At 61.7% G+C, this 23,842-nt stretch carries 18 protein-coding genes; 2 read left to right on the top strand and 16 right to left on the bottom strand.

The annotated features are described in order from the left end of the window. Positions 1-81: 81 nt before the first annotated feature. The 8 genes from IPV69_RS08025 to IPV69_RS07990 all read right to left on the bottom strand — a co-directional run bounded on the left by IPV69_RS08025 (position 82) and on the right by IPV69_RS07990 (position 10,917). Positions 82-1,527 carry a hypothetical protein gene (locus tag IPV69_RS08025; RefSeq protein ID WP_206294501.1) on the bottom strand — a complete coding sequence of 482 codons (1,446 nt, stop codon included), beginning with the start codon at positions 1,525-1,527 and terminating at the stop codon, positions 82-84. 42 nt (positions 1,528-1,569) lie between these two features. After that, complete coding sequence (locus IPV69_RS08020; RefSeq protein ID WP_206294500.1) at positions 1,570-2,178, bottom strand: redoxin domain-containing protein; 609 nt, start codon at positions 2,176-2,178, stop codon at positions 1,570-1,572. A gap of 205 nt (positions 2,179-2,383) precedes the next feature. Then, entirely contained in the window at positions 2,384-4,540 is a 2,157-nt protein-coding gene (locus IPV69_RS08015; protein WP_206294499.1) for a hypothetical protein, read from the bottom strand. Between the two features lie 284 nt (positions 4,541-4,824). Continuing rightward, entirely contained in the window at positions 4,825-5,859 is a 1,035-nt protein-coding gene (locus IPV69_RS08010) for a hypothetical protein (RefSeq protein ID WP_206294498.1), read from the bottom strand. Between the two features lie 117 nt (positions 5,860-5,976). Then, the gene (locus tag IPV69_RS08005; RefSeq protein ID WP_206294497.1) at positions 5,977-6,567 is read right to left on the bottom strand and encodes a hypothetical protein; all 591 of its coding nucleotides are present in this window, start codon (positions 6,565-6,567) and stop codon (positions 5,977-5,979) included. A gap of 229 nt (positions 6,568-6,796) precedes the next feature. After that, on the bottom strand, positions 6,797-8,668 hold the full coding sequence (locus IPV69_RS08000; protein WP_206294496.1) for a M6 family metalloprotease domain-containing protein: 1,872 nt from the start codon (positions 8,666-8,668) through the stop codon (positions 6,797-6,799). A 118-nt stretch (positions 8,669-8,786) separates the two neighbouring features. Continuing rightward, a complete protein-coding gene (locus IPV69_RS07995) occupies positions 8,787-10,088 on the bottom strand; it encodes an outer membrane protein assembly factor BamB family protein (RefSeq protein ID WP_206294494.1) in 1,302 nt (433 codons plus the stop codon). Between the two features lie 133 nt (positions 10,089-10,221). Beyond that, on the bottom strand, positions 10,222-10,917 hold the full coding sequence (locus tag IPV69_RS07990; protein WP_206294492.1) for a 3-keto-disaccharide hydrolase: 696 nt from the start codon (positions 10,915-10,917) through the stop codon (positions 10,222-10,224). 421 nt (positions 10,918-11,338) lie between these two features. Here IPV69_RS07990 and IPV69_RS07985 point away from each other — a divergent pair, with 421 nt between their 5' ends. Then, positions 11,339-11,902, top strand: coding sequence for a lipid-binding SYLF domain-containing protein (locus IPV69_RS07985; protein WP_206294490.1), 564 nt, complete (start codon positions 11,339-11,341; stop codon positions 11,900-11,902). Positions 11,903-12,035: 133 nt separating this feature from the next. Here IPV69_RS07985 and IPV69_RS07980 read toward each other — a convergent pair whose 3' ends face one another. The 8 genes from IPV69_RS07980 to IPV69_RS07945 all read right to left on the bottom strand — a co-directional run bounded on the left by IPV69_RS07980 (position 12,036) and on the right by IPV69_RS07945 (position 21,230). Next, positions 12,036-12,689, bottom strand: coding sequence for a DUF2959 domain-containing protein (locus tag IPV69_RS07980; RefSeq protein ID WP_206294488.1), 654 nt, complete (start codon positions 12,687-12,689; stop codon positions 12,036-12,038). Positions 12,690-12,813: 124 nt separating this feature from the next. Continuing rightward, a complete protein-coding gene (locus IPV69_RS07975) occupies positions 12,814-13,461 on the bottom strand; it encodes a PIG-L deacetylase family protein (RefSeq protein WP_206294487.1) in 648 nt (215 codons plus the stop codon). 48 nt (positions 13,462-13,509) lie between these two features. Continuing rightward, the gene (locus IPV69_RS07970) at positions 13,510-14,316 is read right to left on the bottom strand and encodes a sugar phosphate nucleotidyltransferase (protein ID WP_206294486.1); all 807 of its coding nucleotides are present in this window, start codon (positions 14,314-14,316) and stop codon (positions 13,510-13,512) included. 174 nt (positions 14,317-14,490) lie between these two features. After that, positions 14,491-15,873 carry a UDP-glucose dehydrogenase family protein gene (locus IPV69_RS07965; RefSeq protein ID WP_206294485.1) on the bottom strand — a complete coding sequence of 461 codons (1,383 nt, stop codon included), beginning with the start codon at positions 15,871-15,873 and terminating at the stop codon, positions 14,491-14,493. A gap of 84 nt (positions 15,874-15,957) precedes the next feature. Then, the gene (locus IPV69_RS07960; protein ID WP_206294484.1) at positions 15,958-17,082 is read right to left on the bottom strand and encodes an NAD-dependent epimerase/dehydratase family protein; all 1,125 of its coding nucleotides are present in this window, start codon (positions 17,080-17,082) and stop codon (positions 15,958-15,960) included. Positions 17,083-17,127: 45 nt separating this feature from the next. Further along, a complete protein-coding gene (locus tag IPV69_RS07955; protein ID WP_206294483.1) occupies positions 17,128-18,429 on the bottom strand; it encodes a class I SAM-dependent methyltransferase in 1,302 nt (433 codons plus the stop codon). A gap of 42 nt (positions 18,430-18,471) precedes the next feature. Next, on the bottom strand, positions 18,472-19,866 hold the full coding sequence (locus IPV69_RS07950) for a glycosyltransferase (protein ID WP_206294482.1): 1,395 nt from the start codon (positions 19,864-19,866) through the stop codon (positions 18,472-18,474). Next, positions 19,863-21,230: a lipopolysaccharide biosynthesis protein gene (locus IPV69_RS07945; protein WP_206294481.1), complete on the bottom strand. Its 1,368-nt coding sequence runs from the start codon at positions 21,228-21,230 to the stop codon at positions 19,863-19,865. Before IPV69_RS07945 ends, IPV69_RS07950 begins: the two co-directional genes overlap by 4 nt. 284 nt (positions 21,231-21,514) lie before the next feature. Here IPV69_RS07945 and IPV69_RS07940 point away from each other — a divergent pair, with 284 nt between their 5' ends. Then, positions 21,515-23,791, top strand: coding sequence for a thioredoxin domain-containing protein (locus tag IPV69_RS07940; protein WP_206294479.1), 2,277 nt, complete (start codon positions 21,515-21,517; stop codon positions 23,789-23,791). Positions 23,792-23,842: the final 51 nt, after the last annotated feature.

Raw genomic sequence — 23,842 nt, 5'->3', positions numbered from 1 at the left:
CAGGTGCACTCTGGCATGACTTGCCGGGAGTGCATCTTCGATGCGACCGCTAATCGGGGCGATCACTATGAATGGGAGATGCTACTTCGGATTAGCCTGTGGCTTTGAATCGGGCTGTCCCTGCGCCTGATTCAGGTTCTGCTCGGCACGACGCCGAAGGGCGTCTCGAATCGCACTGGTGGCGATATCCGCCCCCGGCGCACCGCCGGCGTCGGCCCGGCGGCCTCTGCCGAGCTGGAACAGCAATGCGTCTTTCGGTGCCGTGACGATAAAGAACGTGATCGCCATCTCGTCTGCGGTCTGCTCGCCCCAGGTCACGCGTTTGGGCGGATTGTTGGGGTTGCGCACATTGTCGGCCGAGTTGTCGAAGACGTATTTCTGATCAATCTTCGTTCCCGCCGGCAGCTTGATCGTCTTGTCGTAAAGGAACTCGTCCTGCCAGTTCCAGTCCCAGTCCTTGATCCAGATGAGCGGCTTCTGCGTTCCGTCGGGAAGCGTGGCATCGACCTTGATTTCCTTACAGAGCAGGTGGGCGTGGGGGAAGATGCCGACAACTTGGGCTTCGAGCGGCAGGGTGAAGGTGTCGGTCAGGGTGAAGTCCTTCTTGCCGGGCGCGATGTCCAGTGACTGGCGGCGCATCCCCTTGGGCAGGCTGATCGCCAGCCGTTGCGGCTCCTTCTTGGCGAAGTAGAGACCGATGGAAGACTGCTCTTCCTCGACCTTGCCACTGGGGTGGAAGTGCACCTGTAGAACCAGATCGGCACCTTTGTGCAGGATGCGGGCGACGCCGTCGGGCAGATGGCGGGGCGTAACGCCCGGGGCCCATCCACCAAGGCCGCCGCTGGGAACGAACCCGAGTCCGCCGGCCCGGCCGTTGCCGTAGCCCGGCTCCTTGTCCTGCTCGTCTAGCTTGCGAGCCTGCTTCTGCGTGTCGGTGAACATCAACGCGTGGTGAAGAATCTTGCGGTTGGTCGGGCGGTAGTCGACCGCGGTGACGTACTTGTCTTCGGGCAGGTCGATCGGAATCACGAATACCCTGAAGACGTCTTTGCCTTCTGCCCGTAGCGTGTATTTCTCGGTCATCTTTACGACCATGTCAGGCTCGCCCAGAGCCCATCCTTCGGCGAACTTTGGCGCGGGGGGCAGATCGGCCGGATTTCCCTCAGGAGCCCCGGAATCGGCCCAGACGCGGATCATTTTGATCTGCGCAGGCGTCAACTTGCGCGCGCCGGCGAAGTCGCCATGACCGTCGACCGGAAGCCAAGGTGGCATGTACTTCGATTCAGTGACCTCGGAAATCTGACTGGCGCGGCGCTTGGCATCCTGGTAGGTCAGCAAAGAGAAGGGGGCGACCTCGCCGGGGCGATGGCACGTGGCGCAGTTCTCGAAAAGAATCGGCGCGATGTGCTTGGCGTACGTGACTTGAACAGTCGCAGCCGAGTCCGCTGGTGCCGCGGCGACAACGGTAGTCTGTAGCGACCCGAATCCTAATATCAGGATCAGAGCGAGAATCGTACGTCGTTGCATGGGTGTGCTCCTGTGTCGTCCAGTTTTACGAGAGCCAATTGGTTACGGCTCAATCGGGCAACCGATGGAATCGGTCGAGCGGTTCGGGACCGGCTTGCCCGCAAGAATTGCCGAGAGGGAATCGCGGAGGTCTCGAACGGTCGGCTCAGTTCGGCGTTTACCAAACCCGCTCCAGAGATTGTCGATCCTCCCGCTGTAGGCGACCTCGCCGTCGGGGGTCAAGACAAACACTTGGGGTGTTGTCGTGGCTCGCAGGGAGCGAGTGAGTTGCTTGTCTGCGTCGACGATCACGGGAACGGTGTAGGCGAACTCTTTGGCGTGCTTGCGGGCCTCGTCGGCCGAGAGTTTCTCGTACGGGTGGACGATATGGAAGACGACTTTCCCGTCGCCACCGAACTCTTTGCAGATTCGGTTGATCTCCGGCGAGTAGCCATTGGAGATCGGGCAGTCATGGCTCAGGAAAAATACTACTGCTGCCTTGGCACCGCCAGTCGAAAGGGGGTGGCACAACCGACCCTCGACATCTTTGACGGGTTGATCCGCTGGTCGGGTCGCCGGCCGCTTGGCATCGGATGCGGCCGACCAGGCAACCGCCGACAGCAGCAACAAGAGTCCCAGGCTCGCCGCGGATTTGGAGGGAGTACGCACCATGTCTTAGCAGGGATAACGAACCGCGCCCCACCGCCTTACATCGCCGTGGGACAATCCCGGGCGAAACGCGGGCTATCGGCGAATCAAAAACGCCGCGGGTCGCTAAACCCGCGGCGTGTGAGTCTGTGATCCGGGAATCGACCCGGTTTATCGTTCGACGGTTTGACCCGGCCGAGACAACATCGCGGCGAAGACCAAAGGCCGATCAAGCCAGCAGAATCGACACGCTGTCCAGGAACACCGTCTGGTCGCCGCCCGGGGTATTGATGCCCTTGAACTGGAGCGTATGTGACCCGGCCACAACCGTGAACGTGCTGGTTGTAAAGGCTTGGTACGACGTGGTTGAAGGGGTAAATGTCCCGACTACCTGGCCGTCTATCAAGACCTGACAATCCATTGTTCCGCCAAGACCGGCTCTTGCTGCGGCTTGGAAAGATACGCGATAGGTGCCCGATGACCATCCAGTGATGGACTGACTTACAACCGCGTTTGCGACTTGCAGGAAGGCAACTTGGGTTCCCTCTGGAGCCGGCGGATTGCTGGCAGTGAAGCTGCTGCCATTGCCAGAAATTCCACCACCTACAAGGAAGGTCCAACCAGGATTCGGGGGATTGTACTGGAAGGTTCCCGGGAGCGACGGTGATTCGAATCCCGGGTCAGTAATCGTCGGCGTTGAGCCGCCTGGAGGCGGTGGGGGCGACTGCGTGACCTGACGTTGACCGAAGTCGCGATCGATCACATCAAGCGCCGATCCCTGCAGTTGCACGACATAAGCGCCGTTGTTCGTCGGCTCGGTCTGGATGAAGTTGGACTTGGAGATGACGCGAATCGTGTAGGTACCGACGAGAAGGTCGCGGAACGCATAATAACCGTCTGATTCCGACTTCACCGCCGGCTCGGTCTCCCGCTGCCAGATGCTGTCGTTGTTCAGATCGATGAAGACGCGCCAATCCGCCAGACCCTTGTCGAAAGTCGACTCGAAGTTTCCGTTGAAATTCGCGTCCTTGTAGACGCGGCCGCTCACAAGCGTGTGTTCGGTCAACGCAAACACCTTGGGCTTGGCCACTTTGCCACTGACGATGGTGACGTCTTGTACAGTCGAGCGGGGGATGCTTACGCGGTAGCCAGACGGGGCTTCCACACGCAGCTTGTAAACACCCGGATTCAGCCCGGTGATGTTGTAGATGCCGTTACCGACCAGATTGGTGTTGGGCAGCACCTTGCCAAACGGTTCGTTGCTGTTGCGTGTGCCGCTATTGTCCAGATCGACGTAAACGATCGCCCCGATGACGGCCTCGGTATACCGGAGATCTTCCTTGTTGCGCAGACCCGCGCGATCAATCCGGACCTTACCCTTGATGTCGCCCTTGAGCGTAACAGGGTTCGGCGTCGGCGGTCCGACCGTGCCCGGGTTAACCGGGGCGGTGACGATTTGCTGCGTGGTGAAGTCTCGCTTCACGTTCTGACCACCGACCACGACGGCGGGATAGATGACCGCATTGCCAGTGCCCAAGCCGCCGCCGGTGGCGGTGACCTCATAGGTACCGGGGGTCAGCCGCAGCGAGTAGCCGCCGGAGGGGAACGTTGCCGTCGTGAAGGTAGCGCCATCGCTCAGGCGACGGGCGGTAACGGTGACGTTGTTAAGGCCTTCGCCGTTACCGGCGTTGGGCGTGTAGAAGTTGTCGGCAAGAATGTTGTCGTTGTAAGCGACGCCGGTCAGGAACACGTCGCCGGCCGAGTTGTTGGTCGCAAGTGCGAAGTCCATGACCGCCGCGACTGCCTGCTGTGCGGGCTGACCGGTGGGCGTCCAGGTGCCCTGGTCCAGACCTGCGCCGACTTCTCGATAACTGGTGCTGAACAGGTTCACCCGATCCGTCCGGTTCAGGATGCCGGAGTCGATGAACAGGTTGGCATGGATCGTGTCAACCGCTGCGATATCAAGAGGTTGGGTTGGGTTGACCAGCGCCGTGACGTTCTCAGCGTTGCCTTGGGCGGTGCCGGTAAACACGTAGCCGGCGGCGATCAACCTGTCGATCGGCAGCGAACCGAGAGCGCCGACGAGCGAAATCTGCTCGTTAACGCGAACCCACTGGGCGTGCTGCAGGGGTGCAACAAGCGCATTGCCCGGGGTCGGCCCGGAAGCGTCAGTGATGAAGCCGTTGAGCGCCAGGGGCGGCTTGGCAGCCGTGCTGATCGTGTTGGCAGCCAGACCCTCGTTCAGGTCGATTCCCAAACGGGTGGCCTCGAGCGCAGGGTTGGCCCGTGCCCGATTGACGAGCTCGATCCAATACTGTTCAAAACTCGATGGCGCAACTGAAATGAACAGTTGGCGAGACTCGAGCGTGTCAAACAAAACCGGCATGAAAACCCTCCCGCGCCATGGTCAGACGCGTCGGCCGAGGCGGCATGCGGGCGTCGGCGGCATCACACCGCCTACCCTCCCCGCAGCCTAGGTAACTCTTTTGGTAGCAATCACAACGAAGATACGGCCAGTCCAGCTTGGCCGCAGTATAACCGAACAATTGAGAATGATAACACAATTCCGGACCGTGATTTCCGACCGAACGTAATCCTGCCTGCCCGGGCCGGCCGGCTTTCCTCTCGCCCGGCCCGCCTAACGCTCGAGCGTTAGACCCCGGAGCCAGGCTATTTCTTCACCGGCTCGACGGAAATCACGATCTGCTCGGCCGATTGTTCGAACTTCTGCCGCTCCTCATCGGTCTCGGCTTCGTGCGAAAAGTGGATCAAAACGACCTTAGCACTCTGTTCGCCTAAACTTACAAGCGCCCATTGGTGGTGCAAAGTGTCCGTTTCGGCCGGCTGCGGGCGGGCGGCTTCGACCACGCCGGTCATGAAACGCGTCGTCGCTGCCTTTCGCGGCTGCCACGCCGGACCCTCTTTCACAAACTTGTACCGTCCAGTCACGTCCTTCATGAATCGCTCACATGCGTTCTCGAGCGTTTCGCCTTTCTCAAGCGATACAAGCGTCAGCGTCGCCCGGAAGTCGGCCGTGTTACGCGCCAGGTTGTACAAGGCGAGGTCCAGCTGCGCGTCCGGGTCGTCAGCAGGATTCTGATGCATCATCCGCGGTGCATTCAGCCTAACCGAGCCGTCAAATGCTGCGAACGGCGCCGCGTGAAGTTCCAACTGGCTTGCCGGCTTCTGAAGGTCCGTCCACTTCCAACTGGCAGCGACGGCGTCAATCTCCTTCTGGACGCTCCGGCCTTTCTTGGTTCCGCCCATTACCAGGTACACGTTGCCGGCCCGAACGCACACGACCGCCTCGGTAGGGGCCACTTCATCGTCGTGGTTGTCGGCCCGGACTCGCAATGCCGGTTCACCCCCCAGGGTTGTCGGTTCGTCGAGGACAATTCCGCCGAAGTTCCGTGCCAGTCCCTTGGCGAACAGATCGGGCGTGTTGCCGCCGGAACGACCGGTCTCAATCATGATCAGCGACTGCATGGCGTCCGGCTTCGAGTCGGCGCTAATCCACTGGCCGATCCGTCCGGACTTTTCCCTTGGGATCTCCGTCCAACCGCCCGGCAACTCGAACGCCACGCCAAACGTCGGGAAGCGCGTCAGGGCTTTGGCGGGCTGTGTCGAAGGGAGATCGGCGGCGAGCAGGTCAGTAGCGCAGGTGATCAACAGGAGAAACGCCAGGAACGCGGTCCGACAGTGCATAGCCTGCGGATTGTACAACCGAACCCATCGGCACCAAACAAAATCACCCGGCCTCCCTGCCTGTTGAATTGTGGCGGGGAGGCCGGGCTGTTTTCTGCGAGGTGTCACCAGACGTGCCTACTTTCCGTCGGCCGGTCGTGCGGACTTGGGGAAGATCGGCTGCCAGCTCAGGTACGGCGTCACGGGCTCTTCGGTCGGCGGAACGTAATCGGGGGCGCGTTCACCTTTGGTCTCCAGAGACTTCAGGTAGGCGTACAGCGACCGAAGGTCCTGATCGCTCATGGCGTGCAACGACGGCCACGGCATCGGCGGGCGGGTGTTGCGGTTGCGGACGATCAGGACGAAATCGTTCTCCGAGAGGTCCCGAACGAACAGCCTCAGATTTGAGGCATACGTGGTACCCCAGGGCCCGCGGAAACCCATCTTCTCGCCCACGAGCCACTCCGACTCGGGAACCTGGCCGTTGGTCATCGCGAAACCGGGCGTATGGCAGTCGTTGCATCCGCCGACCTTGACGATGTATCGGCCGGCTTCGATCGGCGATGACGCGACGACGTGAGGTCCCTTGGGCGTAGAGGTATCGGGAGCGGCCGACTGCCGTGCTCCGGCCCGGTTCTGCCCCTGCCACATGACAGCGCCGCTGACCGCCACGACCGCCGCCACTGTCCAGCCCCACGCATACCGCCTGTTAGATCCTTCGCTGCTCATGATCCGCAAACTCCTCTGGTTTGATCGTTACTGATTGACTTCCCGGTCACTCGGCCGGTGACGAAAAGTACCCTCAGTCGATCAATCGTGCGGATGGCCTGATGCGGGCATGAAATGGGTGAGTATGCGGTGGCGTCATTGCCGCACCGCAGGGGCATGCCTAACCGGCACCACCGCCGAATCCAATGCATAAGCCGCTGCTAAAAATTGGCTTATGTCTCAGTTGGGTTCAATACTTCTGGTAGCCGACGGCGAATGTCACCCGTCCGTCGGGGAGCTTCTCGATGTCGGTGATAAACACCGGCATCCCGCCGCCGAGCTGCGACTTACTGCTTGGGGTCGTGTAGGGGGTGAACGAGTGGTTACTGGTTGTCGGGAAGGGCACTGAGCGAAGGTAGCTTCGCGGTCCCAGGGGCCCGTCAACGCCGTGCGACTCTTCCAGAATCGGCCGGCCGCGAACAACCCGCCAGATAAGCAAGCCGTCACCGGGCAGATCGATGTCGAAACCCGTCTTCTTCCGCACTTCCAGCAGGAAATACTCCGACCCGTCCGGCCGGGCGAGGATCTTGAAGCACTGGTCGGTGGTTCCTTCGATCGGCGAAAGGACCAGCTTCTGCTTCACTGTCGGATCGATCACAGTGGGGGTCAGCCAGCCGAGCTGCTCCTTGCACCAGGCGCTCATGTGTTGCGGCTTGCCGTTGCCCAGTTGGTTGCTCATCAAGCACCACTGGCCGAGCCCCTCGCTGCCGGGATTTTCAGGACGTGCGTAGAGATCGGGCAGGCCGATCATGTGGCCGAACTCGTGGCAGAAAACGGAGATGTTGTTCATCCGATCGCCGTTGGCCGTGCTGCTTTCGGGACAGATAAAGTAGGAGTACCGCCGGTTCTGGTGCAGCAGCACACTGCGGTGGGGCCAGAAGACATTGCCGCGGTTGGTTTGAACGCGTCCACCACAGTGCAGAAACAGGACGCCGTCGAACGCGCGCATGGAATCGGCTCCGTCACGCTTCAGCACCAGATCGATCGCTTCGTTCAGCATCCGCCTGTCGCCGGTACCGGCGGCGTAGTCGGCGCGGTTCTTCGCGACCTTCACCGGGTCGAACGTTTTTCCTTCGACCTTCAGCTTGCCGCAGGAAACTTCGCGGAAATAGTCCGCCATGCTGCCGAATACCGGCTGCCCGGTGGCGTTCTTGTCCGTGTAGGTGCCGCTGCTGAACAGCGCATCGTTCCAGGCCTTGGCGGTAATTTTGTCGCTGCGTGGCGTATCGGGGTACTCGATCGTGATGACCGCCAGACGGAACACATCTTTCTTGAAGATGTTCGCCGGTACGTACGAGCGAACATCCGTGCCGGCGCGCGGATCGGCCACCAGCGTGACCTTCACTTCGCTGGTCTCATTGCCGCGTCGATAGCGGACGGTAATCGTGTCCCCCGGCGCGTAGGACGCGAGCATCTCGGTGATGTTGACCATCGCCCCGACGGCGGCGTCGTCGATGCGGGTGATCATGTCGCCGGACTTCAACCCTGCCTTGGCGGCGGGGAGATCGCTGGTGACCCGGTCGAGCAGTGCGCCGTCGCTTTCCGAGCTTTCCTTGAGCGTGATACCCATGATCGCACGGGTCGCACTGAGCTTCATCGGTCGACTCGTCGGCGCGAGCGTGGCCGACAGCTCCTTCGGCTTGCCGTCCCGTACCACGCCCAGCTTGACCGAATCGCCGGCCGCCAGTGCCAGCAGCGACTCGGCAACCTGCGAAGGCTGCCGGATCTCGGTGCTGTTGATACGGGTCAGCACATCGCCAGCGACGATCCCGGCAGATGATGCCGGCGAATGGTCATCGACCTCCTCGACGACGACCCTGCCGTCCTGACCTTTGACAGCGATCCCAAGATAACCCAGCACCGAGCCGGTGCCCGACGTGGGTGCCTTAATCTTTGTGGTCTCGGCCGTCGCAACCGTGCGGAAGCCGGGGAGTTCCGCCGGGACAGTTGCGGGCTTGCTGGCGGGTGTTGTAGACGGCGGGGCCTGCCCCAGGGCGGACATCACCGGCAGGGCAACAGCCGCCATGCACACCAAGGCGCGGAATCCGAAGTTCGACCTCATCATTCCTACTCCCGAAAGGTCTGTGTGAAACGACCGGTGGGGCAGACACGTTCGGTGCCTGCCCCACCGGAAGGACTTGAACAGATTGCCGCGACAGCCAGGTGCGGCTTGGCCCCAACTACTTCTGCACCCTCAGGACGCTCGTCTTGGTCCGGAGGATGAATGCGTTGTCCACGATTGCCGGGCTGTTCATGAACCCGTCGGCAAACTCGCCTTCGCCCAGCTTCTTGAGCGTTTTGCCTGGCTCGATCGTGGTGACGACACCGCCTTCGCTGAAGAAGTAGATGCGGCCGTCGGCGAACATCGGCGACGCGCTGAAGCCTTTGCCGCCGATGCGTTCTTTCCAGTATTCCTGTCCGGTTTTGGCGTCGAGGCAGCTCGCGATGGCGCTGTCGTCGGTGATGTAAAGAAGTCCGTCGTGGAGCAGTGCCGAGGAGCGATTCGGGACGTTCTTTTTCAACCGCCAGGCGACCTGGCTTTCGCCGGTCGTTCCACCGGCTTTCAGACCATCCGTCTTGATCGCCAGCAATTCGCCCTTGCCATGACCGGTCGCCAGGTAGATCAGTCCGTCGCCTACAACCGGCGTGAAAGCCGGTGTGTGGCTTTCGATACCCAGCGGCGCGAAATCCATCCGCCAGAGTTCCTTGCCGGTGGCCAGATCGTAGCCGTAGGCGGCCTTGCCGCCGACGCTCAACAATTGTTCAGTACCACCCATGGAAACAACACGACAGGTGGAGAACCCTTTGCGGAAATCGCCATCAGCCTTGGGCTTGCTGGTCTTGGGGTCGATGTCCTTGTAGTCGGCGGTACGGTCCGTTCGCCAGATGGTGGCACCGGTCACCTTGTTCAAGGCGGCGACGAACTGAAAGTCGCTGCCGTCATAGTTTAGGAGGATACGATCCTGCCAAAGGATCGGAGACGAACCGGCGCCACGAAAGTGATTACAGACAAAGTCGGTGCGCTCCCAGATCTTCTTTCCGGACTTGGCATCAAGGCACGCGGTACCCGGCGACCCGAACGTAACGTAGATGCGATCACCCTCGATGACAGGCGTTGGGGAGGCGTAGCTGTTGAAGGCATGGCAGAACTGAGGGTTGACGACCTCAAACAGCACTTCGTCGAGTTCAACTTTACCCGTCGCTGCGTCGAGGCGGATGATCGAGAGCTTCTTGCCGTCCGGCGTCGCCGTGGATACCCAGACCTTGCCGTCGGCAACGACTGGGGACGACCAGGCCTTCCCATGGACGGCCGTCTTCCAGACAACCCCGGTCTTTTCGTCGAGCACGACAGGCAGATTCTTGTCGTCGGCCACGCCCTGCAGTGTCGGACCGCGGAACTGTGGCCACGATCCGCCGGCAAGAGCCACGGTGGCTGAAACGAGCAATGCACCAAAAAGCACACACAGGCGGGACACGCGCATCGATCCTCCGGGGAAGACACAGGACTGCCGAATGGCGAAACGCCAGACGCGAACGAACCTTCAACTCAAACGACGAAACGAATCAGCGTCCTGAGACTGTCATTCGAATCTCGTCCATCATCACGGTGTCCGATTACTCCAGCGGCTTCACCGCGATGTTTCGGAACATCACCTTGCTGCCCGGATCGTGACCCTGAAGGGCGAACGTTCCGCTGCCAAGGACACGGCCTTCCATCTTCGGCGGAGCCTTGTAGTCGTTGGTGACTTCAAACTCATTGGCCGTCTTGCCATTGATCTTGATCTCGATCTTCTTGCCCTTAACGATGATCTCGTACTGGAACCACTTGCCGTCCTCGACGATCTGCTCCTTCACATCCTTGACGGCGTACAGGCTCGCGGTCTTGCGCGGGTCCTTCACGAACGTATTGTTCACCTGGCATTCAAAACCGGCGGCGGGCCAGCCTTCTCCCTGTACCTTGGTGTGGAAATAGATGCCCGAGTTGCTGTTGGGGAAGGTCATCACTTCGGCCTTGAAGTGAAAGTTCTTGAACTCGTGGTTATTGACCGGCCCAACGTAGAACAGGTGCGAGCGCTCACCGTTGATGACGATGTTGCCGCCTTCCACCTTGAACGTCTCGGGCTTCTCGCTGACCTTCCAGCCGTCGAGGCTCTTTCCATCAAACAGAGAATAGAAGCCGTCCGCATCCGGTTTGGGGGCCGCTGCTTTGGTCGATTCGGCCGGCTTGTCGGCTGCCACCGAGTTGAACGACATGAGCAGGGCGGGGACCAACAGGCTGGCAAGCAAAAGATGAGTTCGGTAGCGATTCATGGCAGTCTTCCTCCTGGGGTGACGACGCGATCATGTCCGCTGTGCCCGGGATATTCAATTGGAGACAGCAAACGACGGTAACAGCGCGCGTCGCAGTTCCGTGCACGGACGATTATCCCGGTTCCGGCCGAAAGGACGGTGTTACCGCACCGGGAGGCGCATCATCGACGGACGACTGGTATTACGCTCAGAACGGGCAAAGCGTTGGCCCCGGCTCTCAGGGCGAGTTGAAACCGCTGATTTCGGCCGGTCGAACCGGCCCTCTCCCATGGTCGCCGACGATGTATGGCACACGGATGTGTTCGATTTAATCGCCATTTCACGACATGTCGGTCCTACCGTCCTTCGATTGACATTGGCGTCTTTGTTTCGAGTCGTCGGACGACATCGAACCGGGGCGCAGTTCAGAAGGAGACCCATCATGAAATCGACCACCCTCGCATTGGCCGCTGCACTTGCCCTCGGCGGCGGCCTTATCGGCTGCACGACCGCTCCGGAAACACAGACCGCAAAGGAGACGCTTTCGGACCGAGCTGAAGTTTCGTTGAAGGCGATGGAGCGCAATAATCCTGAAATCCGACGGGTCATTTCCCGTGGCTTCGGCTACGCCATCTTCCCCGAAGTCGGCAAAGGCGGAGCACTGGTCGGCGGCGCTTTCGGCCGTGGCGAGGTGTACCAGGAAGGCAAGTTTGTCGGCTACGCCAAGATCGAGCAGGCCACCGTTGGTGCCCAGGTGGGTGGCCAGTCGTACGACATGCTGATGGTCTTCGAAAATGCCGAGACCATGATGAAGTTCAAGAACAACGAATGGACCGGCTCTGCCAATGCCAGCGCCGTTATCCTCAAGGAAGGCGCCGGGGCATCAACCGACTTCAAGAACGGTGTCGCCGTATATGTCCGTCCGACCGGCGGAGCGATGGCCGAGGCTTCGCTCGGCGGGCAGAAGTTCAGCTTCGAAGCGGCTTCGAAGCGATCCATGGACTAAATCCGTCTGCCGTTGCAAAACACGCGTCTCTGTCGCGCTGGCAACAGAGCCGCACTCAGACCAAAACAGAAGAAGCCGGAGCAAGCGATTGCTCCGGCTTCTTCTGTTTGGCTGCCAGCAGGCAGAGAAACGTTTACTTCTCAATGGTCTTGATGAAGTCGTTCGCTTCCTTGATCGATGCTTCCATCTCCGCGATCAGCTTGGTGACATCCGAATCGATGCTTGCAGCCGTGCCCTGAAGGGACGAGATCGCGGCGGCGTTGAGGTTGTGCTTGAGATAGAGCACCTGGTTGTTGAACGCCTGCAACACCGGCGTCATCTTGCTCTCGGCCTGCTTCATGACGCCTACGAGCTGGCTGTACTGCGCCCGCGTGCTGTCAAGCTTCTGCTTGCTCTGGGCTCGGAGTTGGGCGTCGGTGTATTGGCCGAGTTCCGTTTCCCATTCCTTGAACAAGTCGCCGGCCGTCTTTTCGACGTCCTTGATGCGGCCGCTGACCTTGCCCGCCCGACTGGAGGCGTCGTCGTAGGCACTCTTGAGCTTGTTGTACTTCGTCTCGAGTTCCCCGCCCTGGAAGTTGGTCACTTCCTTGAACCGCTCCATCGTAGTCTTGATCTCTTCCTTGGCCTTGTTCTGTTCGTCGCGGGCTTTCTTAACGTCGCTCACGAGCAGTTCGCGCTTCTCGTAACCCATCTTCTCCCAGAACGCGTTGCTGGCGCTTTTGCAGCCGGTGAACAACGAGCCCAGGAGCATGATCGCAAAAACGGTCGGGAGATTGAGTCGTGGCATCGATACCTCGAAAGTAATGGCCGGCGGACGGGACATCCGGCGGCATTCTACGTTCGGGTTCGGATTGCTCAACGGGGGCGGGAAAATCGCATCACAGTTCTGAAGCGTCGATAGCGCCGATCCCTCAGATCACCAGTTTGCGGACATGAAACGCCTCGGCGAACTTCGACGGCGAATTGCACTCAACGCCGCGAACCCGGAGCATCGCGCGGAAGGTGTCTTCCGTGAACCACTGCCGCGACCGCTGTGTCCCGAAGCAATCCATGAGCAACTGCACCTTCCGGTCGCAGTGTTCCGCAGAGATCGGCGAGTAGACGTTGGGCCGGCCCAGGTCGCCGTCGTACTTGAGGATCTCGTACTCAAGAACCGTGTGGTCCCGCCAGGTGTTGTAGGCGAGATCTGAAATGGTGCGATGATCCTGGTGCCGATCGTCGCGAAACTGCGTGAAGATCAGGTCCGGCTGAAACGACTTCTTAATCAGCTCGAACTGGTCCTTCACCTGGTCCCATTGAGAGGGCAGGTAGCCGTCGCGAAAACTGTGAATCTCCACCGTCTTCGTTCGACAGCCAGCGAGAAACTGATCGGCCGACGCGGCGGCCTCGGCGCGGCGCGCGTCGCTTGCCCCGCAGAAGACGACCCATCGCACTTCGATTGCAGGGTTTTCGGTCAGCAGTCGGAGTAGAGTGCCCCCGGCACCGATCTCGATGTCGTCGCTATGGGCCCCCAGGCAGAGCAGGCGTTTGATTCGTGATGCGTCGAAAAGGCTCAGCATGGGGCAATCCAAACGATTGTTCCGGCCGTGTCGCCGGGCAGGAGCGAATCAACCGGCACGGGCGGTGGTCACGTGGCGCGGGTTCTTCCAGACTTCCCACGGCGCATGGCCCTTGGTCCAGACGTCTTCCAAGACCTGCTTCTCCTTGAAGGTATCCATGCAGGCCCAGAACCCGGGATACTTGTATGTCGTCAGCAGCTTTTTCTCGATCAGCCGGTTGAAAGGCTCAATGACCAGCTCATCGCCCGGATTGATGTAGTCGAAGATCTCCTGCTTGAGCACGAAGAAGCCGCCGTTGAGCCAGATGCCAGAATCGCGAACGGGAAGAATCTCATTCACCGTTCCCGCTTCGTTGGACTTGACGATATGGAAGCTCTGGCTCGGCAGATTGCTCAGGAAGCTGGCGACCGCGCCCTGGCTCTTGAGGTGGTCGATCATGTCCGGAAGCGGGGCATCGGTGAGATTGTCGCTGTAGTTCGCCAGGAACATCTCTTCACCCTTGAGATGTTCCTTGACGGCCATCAGCCGCTGCCCGATGTTCGACTGCACGCCGGTATCCACGAACGTGATGTTCCAGGAGTCGATGTCGGTGGCGAGCATCTTGAGTTCGCGGCCACCCTTGCTGAGCACGAAGTCGTTGCTGAGCGATTCTTCGTACTCCAGGAAGTATTTCTTGATGTAGTCGGCCTTGTGCCCCAGGCAGAGGATGAAATCCTTGTGCCCGTAATGGGCGTAGTACTTCATCAGGTGCCACATGACCGGTCGATAACCGATCGGCACCATGGGCTTGGGAATGCTGTCGGAGAACTCGCGAAGGCGAAGCCCCTGACCTCCACAGAAAAGTACGACCTTCATGAAGACGCTCCAAGCATCCGCCGCGACCTGCGACGGCGAGGTTGGCGAGAACACAATCGCCCGTCCACAGCATCGGACGCGCCGGCGGCTAGGTGAATCGACCAGATTCGGGATTTGGAGGTCCGAGAATGCCCAGGCCAGAAGACTGCACGGGTTCGGCCCGGATGTCGATCTCTACAGCCCCAGGCCAATGCCCGCGTATCCGGGGATGGCGTTCCTGTCGATCAGGCGACGCCCGTCGACGAAAGCTGCGGTCGCGTTGTGCCTGGCCAGCAGTTCCGGCAGCCGCTTGAACTCCGGCCATCGGGTGACCAGCAGAATGCCGTCGGCCCGCTCGATGACCTGCTCAAGACTCTCGGCGTAGGTCAGCTTGCCGTTGAAGATCTTCCTGGCCTCGGCGGTGGCGATCGGATCGAACGCCTGCACCGCAGCCCCGCGATCGAGCAGTTCTTTCACGATCGGAATCGACGGCGACTCCCGCATGTCGTCCGTCCCCGGCTTGAACGCTAGGCCCAGCACGGCGACACGCTTACCCATGAGCGTCCCGAGCCTTCGCTCCAGCAGATCGACCGCCTTGATCGGCTGATGTCGGTTGATCTCGATGACCGACTCCAGCAGCGGCATGGCAACGCCTTTGGCCTGGCCGTGAGCGATCAGCGCTTTGACGTCTTTCGGGAAACAGCTTCCGCCGAACCCGCAACCGGGGGACAGAAAGCTGGTGATCCCGGCGCGGACGCGCCGCGGCTTAGCGGCAGCGTCTTGCGAGCTTGAACCGGCATCCTTGACCGTGGGGGACAACTCCTTCATCAGATGAACGCCCGCCATCACGTCGAGCGCGTCAATACCGCCGAGCGATGCGCAGAGATTGCCGATCTCGTTCGCGAACGAGATGCAGGTTGCCTGATACGCGTTCGACGCGTACTTGATCATCTCGGCGGTTCGATTGTTGGTTCGCAGCCTCGGCACGCTGTCGTCGAACGACGCGTAGACCTGCCCGAGCAGATCAATCGAGCGGTCATCCATCCCGCCGAGGACGATGCGGTCCGGCTTCATGAAGTCTTCGATCGCGACGCCTTCGGAAAGGAACTCGGGGTTCATGCCGACGCCGAAGTCGCGGCCTGCCCGCTTGCCCGAATGCTTCTCCAGCAGCGGCTTGACGACGTCGTCTGTGGTGCCGGGAACGACCGTGCTCTTGACGACCACCACGTGATAGCCGTGCTTAGTCGCCAGCGCCGCACCGATCTGCTCCGACACCTGCTTGACGAACTTCAGGTCGATGACTTTGCCGTCGAACGGTGTGCCCGTGGCGATGAAGGTGATATCGCTGCCGCGAACCGCCGACAGCAGATCGGTCGTCGCCGTCAGCGTTCTGCCGGCGTACTGGGTGAGCAAGTCCGGGAGGCCCTCTTCGTGGATGGGCGCTCGGCCGGTGTTGATGGCATCCACCTTGGCGACGTCAATGTCCACGCAAGTGACGCGGTGCCCCTTGCTCGCAAGGCAGACGCCGGTGACGAGGCCTACGTAGCCGGTGCCGATGATGGAGATGTTCAAAGCCATTTGTACTTGTAAGGTCCGCCTTGGCGGAAGCAACGGGTTCGAGGGGACCGATGGGCGGGTACTTCGCGTCCGCCAAGGCGGACCCTACTTTTCTTCCGCCGTCGGATTGCCGGCGTACCAGAGCAATGTCCGCCTCAGACCTTCTTCCAGATCGACCTTCGGGTCGTAGCCGAGGTGTGTTCGTGCCTTCTCGATGATCGGGCATCGGCGGTTGGGGTTGTCTACGAGATAGTCCTTGTCCTTGCTCGCCTGCGTGACAACCTTGCCCTTGTAGCCGAACAGTTCGCCGGCCTGCCGAGCGACCAAGCGGGCCAGATCACCCATGCTGATTTCTGGGACTTCGGTGCCAATGTTGTAGCCTTCGCCGCCGTGACCTTTGACCAGCACCTTGAGATACCCGGTGATGCTGTCGCTGCTGTAGCAGAACGTGCGGGTGGCCGACCCGTCCGACAGCATTACGATATCGCGATTGGCCAGCACGTCTCGGCAGAAGTCGGGTAGCACGCGGCCGTCGGTGATCTTGAGTCCCGGGCCGTAGTTGTTGAACGGGCGAGCGCACTTCGTCGGTAGGCCGTGCTGGCGAAAAAAGTTGGCGCAGAGCGTTTCGCCGTAGCGCTTGGCTTCGTCGTAGCAGGCGCGGGGGCCGGTACAGCTCACCAGGCCGCGGTAGTCTTCGCGGGTCGGGATGTTCTTGGGGTCGGGGTCGCCGTAGATCTCGCTGCTGCTGAAGAACAGGAAGCCCAGCGCCGGTTTCCCCGTCTTGTGCCGGTTGTGGAAGTAGTCGAGCAGGTTCCGCAACCCGTTGACGTTGCCGTCCATCGTGCCAATGGGGTCTTTGCGATAGTAGATCGGCGACGCGATCGACGCGGCGTGGACGATCCAGGCGTAGTCGCCCATGCCTTGCGGCAGGGGATCGCGGAGGTCCTGCTTCGAGAGTGTCACCGCGCCGCTGTCGGCCAGGCTCGTGAGCCAGGTCGGGGCCCCTCGCGAGAAGTTGTCCCAGACGGTGACGTCGATCTTCTTGCGGCCTTCGTGTCGGCGGTTCCAGTGCGTCATCGCCTGCACGAGGTAGTAGCCCAGGAACCCGGCACCGCCGGTCACAAGTACGGAATGCCCCGACATCGCCGAGAGTTCGTCGGCGGCGTTGGTGCAGATGGCATCGAGGTCGGCAGCGACCACGGCGTCGGCGGTTGTGGGTTTCAATGACATATGTTCATTCCGATCCCCGCTCCCCCAAGTACAGGGGAGAGGGAGTCAATCCAATACCAAGGGCTCCGGCAGCGGCACGACAAACTTGCATCCCCACTCGCGCACGTGAGCCATCTGCTTCATCACCTCATCCTTGAAGTTCCACGCGAGCAGGAACAGGTAGTCCGGCTTCGTCTGGCTGATCTTGTCGGGGTGGCAGATCGGAATGCGCGTGCCGGGGAGGTAGTTGCCCTGCTTCACCGGGCTGCGATCGACCGTGTAGTCGATGAAGTCTGTGCGGATGCCGCAGTAGTTCAGGAGCGTATTGCCCTTGCCCGGCGCGCCGTATGCCGCGATCGACTTTCCCGCCCGCTTCGCGTCGATCAGGAACGACAGGATCGCCCGCTTGGTTTCCTTCACCTTCTCGTCAAACCCTCGGTAATAGTCGAGAGAGTAGTGACCGGCGGCCTTCTCCCTGGCCTTCATCGCCTCGACAGCGGGGGTGACCGGGTGCGATCCATCTTCGGTGTGTCTCGCGAAGATGCGCAGGCTTCCGCCATGCGTGCCGATTTCTTCGACATCAAACAGCGTGAGCCCGTGATGGGCGAAAATGCGCTCGACCGTCGTGAACGACAGGTACGAAAAGTGTTCGTGGTAGATCGTGTCGAAGTAGTTGTTCGCGATCAGGTTGTAGAGCGACGGGAACTCCAGCGTCGCCACGCCGCGGGCGGCGAGCAGCTTCTTGAATCCGCCCACAAAGTCGTTGATATCCGGGACATGCGCCAGCACGTTGTTGGCCGACATCAGGTCGGCCGGGCCGTGCTCGGCGAGCACCTCTTTTGCCGTCTGAACACCGAAGAACTTGCAGATCGTCGCCACGCCTTTCTTGCGTGCCGCCTCGGCGGTGTTGGACGTCGGTTCGATTCCCAGCACCCTGATGCCGTACGGAAGGAAGTGCTGCAGGAGATAGCCGTCGTTGCTCGCGACTTCGACCGCGTGGCTGCCGGATTTCAAGCCCAACTTCGGGATGATGTGCTCGACATACTTCCTGCCGTGCTCCAGCATCGCGTAGCTGGAAAAGTAGGCGTACTCGCCGTCGAAGATCTCTTCCCGGGCGACATAGGACGGCAGCTGAACCAGGAAGCATTCGTGGCAGACATAGACGTGCAACGGATACGCGCTCTCGGCCTGGTTGAACCGCTGCGGCGTCACGTGCCGCTGGCACAGCGGGCTGGTGCCCAGATCAACGAACGTATGAGAAAGCCCGGTGCCGCAGAACCGGCACACCGGCTTGTCGGCACTGCTCGAACCGGCGCGCGACATCGACGGCAGAGCGTCGGCGGTGTGGATCAAGTTTTCTTTTTGCATCGTCGTCATGGCTTTGTGCCCTGGAACCTGCCGTGTCGCGACTCATAGCCGGGGCGAGTTTGCCGTCCCCGAGCGCATTGCCGATTCGGCGTTGGCAGACCGCCCGTTCATGCCCTTTGAGCCTTCGATCTGGGTCGTGCCCGATGCACCTTCGGGCTTACCGTGGCTCGTCCCTGAGGGCGACCCATTCTCCTTCGCCACCCTTTCGTAGATCTTCTCCAGCATGTCGCCGCGGGCGGCGCGGCTCATCATGCGCGACCGAGCTGCGGCGCCGGCCCGGAGGGTGCGGTAGTGGTCCAAGTCGCCGTGCCAGCGGAGCATTACGTCGCGAACTCGGGCGATCACGTCGTCGGGTCCGCCGGACGAGGGAATGACCGCGCCGCTCGTGTCGTCCACAAGGAGCGACGGCGTACCGATATCGCAGCACGCCACCGGAACGCCGAGTGAGAGCGCCTCGAACACCAGGCCGGCCGAGTCCCGCAACGCCGTGTGGAGAACCGCACCGGCCGTCGCGAGGTGCTCCAGGCAGGCCGCGTACGGCAGGTCGCCGGCGAAAGTCACGCGATCGGCAACGCCGAGGTCCTGCGCCATCTGCTTGAGGCGTGACAGGTCCGAGCCTTCTCCGATGATCGTGTAATGAACGTTCTGGTTGCCGGCGTTGGCCGACCCCGGCCCGAACGCCTTTGCGAACGCCTGAAGCGACAGATGCACGCCCTTCCAGCGGGGCACCCGGCCGACGCTGACGAACCGGAAGACATCGCCGGGTCCGGGGCCCGGGCCGGGCGGAGGCAGTTGTGGCGTGGGGGCGACCGCGCACATCACGTCGACGTTCCTGGACCCGAGTCGTTCGAGTTGTTCGCGGGCGTAGGCGCCGCTGGCGATGGTCGCCCGCGCTCTTCGGAGCGTGCGGACCAGCAGCGGGTCGTGCTCCATGACGAGGCGAACGATCTTCCAGTAGTACTCACGAAGCCGCTCTCCGAAACGCAACTCCGACCAGAATGCGGCCGGGTAGCTGTCGCCGCCCCCGACTGGACCGAAGACGAACGGCGCGCCGACCATGGCCGCGGCGGTGTGCATCCAGTAGCGGGTAAACGACACGTGCTGAACGATGTCGAACCCGATCTTTGCGTGAAGCTTGCGTCCGATCCGCCCGGCCTTGAGCTGCCAGAGGTAGTAGTAGACGTTGATGCCGAAATGAGACTTCCAGAGCCAGCCGAGCCCCGGAAGGCTGACATACACGGGATGAATGGCGTAGTGCTTGTGCTTCGTCGCGATGTAGTTGTCGAGGGCTTCCTTCTGCTGCGCGTGCGTCAGAACCCAGACCGGTCTACGGCGGGATTCCTCGTCTACGAACCCCCAGCCGACACCCGGTTCGCTGCCGCGGCCGGGCTCGCAACCGAATGCGACGAAAAGAACTTTTATGGGTTCACGGCTCATATCCCAGTCTCCCCGCGAGATCCGTCATCCGGATGTCCCGCGCCGGACGACAGGCGAGGGCCCGTCCGCACGAAGTACCACGCGACAAGCGCGTTGAGCAGCATTGCACCCAGTGTCGCCGCCGTCACACCCCACATCCCTCCGAAATACATCAACGCCGTGCCGGCCGTCAGCGTGAATGCCAGCGAGGCGGCACTGGCGGCGAACATTCGATCCGGGCGGTCGGCCACGCAAAGTTCGGCGTGGACGACCGCAATGAAGCCCGCCGCCGCCGGCTGCAACCCGAGCAGCCACAGCAACGGGGCGTCGTCGAGGTATCGTCCCGAATACACCAGCCGCACCAGCCAGCTCGACAGCAGTCCGCAGGCGAGCCACGCGAGCAGGGGCCCGCCGACCATAACGAGCATCGCTTTTCGGACGAGTGCCACGTAACGCGGCGTTCCGACCGCCCGGACCAGGACCGGTAACAGCACGCCGGTGAAGGCGATGATCGCCTGCACGACCGGCTGAAACAGGTTCGACAGCGCCCTGAGCGCGCCGCCGGCACCGACATCCGTAAACCAGGGCAGTACCACGAAGAACCACTGGCTCGCGATCATTCCTGCCAGCCCGCTCAGCAGCATCCACCGGCCGAACCGCCAGTGATCGTTCCGAACAGAGATCGCCAGGGATTGGCTTGTCTGCGAATCGTTCGCTCCGGCGGGCCACACAACCGCCTCGGATCGCAGCAGCCAGATCGAAGCACCCAGCGACGCGACCGCCATCACAAGTACTGCCATCGGCACCGTGAACCGGCCGGCCTGATGCAGGAGCACAAAGCCAGCCACCATCGCGAACAGATACCCTGCGCCGGCGATTGCCGAGCGGTGGGGCCGATGGGTCACGTAACTGGTTCGACGCATGAGCCACAGCAGGAACACGAACGGTGCTGCTCCGGCGAGCGACCAGCAAGCCGCCGCGACGCCCGGATGGCCGAAGGTTGCATATCCGAGCCCCACGCCCGCAAGCAGCACGGCCATGCTCACCGAAGCGCAGACGCTGCCACCTGCCAGCACGCCGAAGTACTGGCGGATCTGCCCGGCGTAGCGCTTGCCGCCGTAGACCATCATCGGTTCGATCACCAGGGCGTTGTGCGCGGCACCGGCGAGAAGGAACCATGCGAATGCGATCGAGAAGCCACCGAAGTCGGCCTCGTCGGCGAGCCACCGCACCATGAAGGTCTGCAGTAGCCAGGTCGACAGCGAAAATGTCCCCTGCTCGACGATCGCACTGCCTACCTTGATTGCACCGCGGAACCGCCACAGGCTGGTCTCCTCTGGCGTGAGCCCTGCGACAGGCTGGTTCTCGACGGTCGTGACTTCCATAGGTTCGACCGCCCAATCAGATCCGGGGCCGCGACTTCATCCGCTTAGACTACGCGTCAGGTGTATCGACGGCTTAGGGGCCATTCTTAACCGTCAGCGCGGGCACGCGGGGCCGGCGTTGTCGGCGCGAGCGATCCGCGGGATCGTCGGCAATGCCCGCGATTCCTCTTTCATTTCGGCTGGCATAGCATATGCCCGGTGGTCCGATAGCCGTGTCCGCCCGCCACGACCGTTTTCCCTCGATCGACCCACGAGACAGGACGCCCATGCGCTTCAATTGCCGAATGACCCTATCACTCCTGATCGCGGCGGTCTGTGTGATAGACGTCACCGCTCTGGCGGCGGAAACGCCCGCCACCCAACCCAGGCACACTAACCGCCTGGCGAAGGAAAAGTCGCCTTACCTCCTGCAGCACGCCCACAATCCCGTCGACTGGTACCCCTGGGGCGAGGAGGCGTTTGCCAAAGCCAAAGCCGAGAAGAAACCGATCCTGCTTTCGATTGGGTACAGCACCTGCCACTGGTGCCATGTCATGGAACGCGAGAGCTTCGAGAACGAAGCGATCGCGAAGCTGATCAACGAGAACTACATCGCCATCAAGCTCGACCGCGAGGAACGCCCCGATGTCGATCGCATTTATATGACGTTCGTGCAGGCGACCACGGGTTCCGGCGGATGGCCGATGACCGTCTTTCTCACGCCCGACCGCAAGCCATTCTTCGGTGGCACCTACTTCCCGCCAGAGACCCGCGGCGAGATGGTCGGCTTTACCACGATCCTGACCAAAATCGGGCAGCTCTGGCGTGACGAGCAGCAGAAGGTGACCGAGTCGGCCGATCGCGTGACCGACATGCTCCGCCAAGCCACCGCCGGCGAACCTGCCGCCGGGGGCGACGTTGCAGTGTCGCGGCTGGTGTTCACGGCGGCGTTCAACCGGCTGCAGACGACATTCGATGAAAAATGGGGCGGCTTCGGCACCGCCCCCAAATTCCCCGAGCCGCCGACCCTGCAGTTCCTGTCCCACTACGCCCACACCGCCCCCGAGGACGCCAATCGCACCGCCGCCCGCAAGATGTACCTCGCCACGCTCGACGGCATGGCCCGCGGCGGCATCTACGATCACCTGGGCGGGGGGTTCCACCGCTACAGCACCGACCCGCGCTGGTTCCTGCCTCACTTCGAAAAGATGCTCTACGACCAGGGGCAACTGGCGGGCGTCTACATCGACGGCTATCGCATGACCGGCGACGCCAGGTACGCCGACATCGCCCGCGGTATCCTCGACTACGTCACCCGCGACCTGACCGGCCCCGACGGACAGTTTTACTGCGCCGAAGATGCCGACAGCGTGCGACCCGGCGGTTCGGCCAAAGCCGAAGGCGCGTTCTATGTCTGGTCGGCCGGCGACATTGAATCGCTCTTCGGCGCTGCCAAGGCCAAGCCGATCCTGTCGCATTTCGGCATGCAGCCGGGCGGCAATGTCGAGCATGATCCCCGCAACTACTTCCCGAAGTTGAACGTCTTGTTCCTCGCCCAAACGATTGAGGAATCGGCGAAGCAGGGAGGGATCGAGCCTGGCGAGATGAAGTCCATATTGAACGCCGCCAAGAGCAAGATGCTTGCCGAGCGCGGCAAGCGCCCTCGCCCGCACCTGGATGACAAGACGCTCGCAAGCTGGAGCGGCCTGATGATCAGCGGCTTCGCCAAAGCCGGCGCAGCACTACAGGAGCAGCGGTACCTGGATGCCGCCGTGAAATCGGCCGGCTTCATCCGCGAACGGCTTTACGACGCCAAGACTGGTATCCTCAAGCGACGCTACCGGCAGGGCGAAACGCAGGTCGACGGCCTGCTCGAAGACTACAGCTACATGACCCAGGGGCTGCTGGATCTCTATGAGGCGACGCTGGACCATCAGTGGCTCGCCTGGGCGGCGTCGCTCCAGCAGACGCAGGACAAGCTGTTCTGGGACGACAAGTCCGGCGGCTACTTCAGCAGCGGCGACGCCGACCCCAACCTGCTGTTTCGCATGAAAGATGAGAGCGACGGCGCTGAACCGGCTGGCAATTCCGTCGCCGCGATGAACCTGCACCGCCTTTCGCAGATGACCGACACTCCCGCAATGCGCGAGAAGGCGAAGAAGACAATCGCCTCGGCAAGTGGACGCATGCGGCAGTCGCCGCTGGCGCTGCCCTATATGCTGACCGCGGCGGATTTCGACATGGGCAAGCCGAGGCAGATTGTCATTGCAGGCGACCCGGCATCGCCGGAGGCCAAGGCGCTATTGGCGGAAGTTCAGAAGCGCTACCTGCCCAACCGTATCATCCTGGCCGCCGACGGCGGGGCCGGGCAGGCGTGGCTCGGCGAGAAACTCGCGTTCATTAAGGAAATGAAGCCGATCAATGGCAAGCCGGCGGCGTATGTCTGTCAGAACTACACCTGCCAGCAGCCGACCACCGACCCGGCGGAGCTGGCTCGCTCCCTCTCCACCGTACTCGGGGGAGAGGGCCGGGGTGAGGGGCCGAGCGGCGATGGGCGTGGCCCGCAAGTTGAGAGGAAATAGCCCATGGCGCGAAATCAAGACGCCTGACGTTCGACCCCTCACCCTACCCCT

The sequence above is a fragment of the Humisphaera borealis genome (genome assembly GCF_015169395.1).
Taxonomy (GTDB): Bacteria; Planctomycetota; Phycisphaerae; order Tepidisphaerales; family Tepidisphaeraceae; genus Humisphaera; species Humisphaera borealis.
The sequence above is the reverse complement of the archived record's forward strand: the minus strand, read 5'-3'. Positions and strand labels throughout refer to the sequence as shown.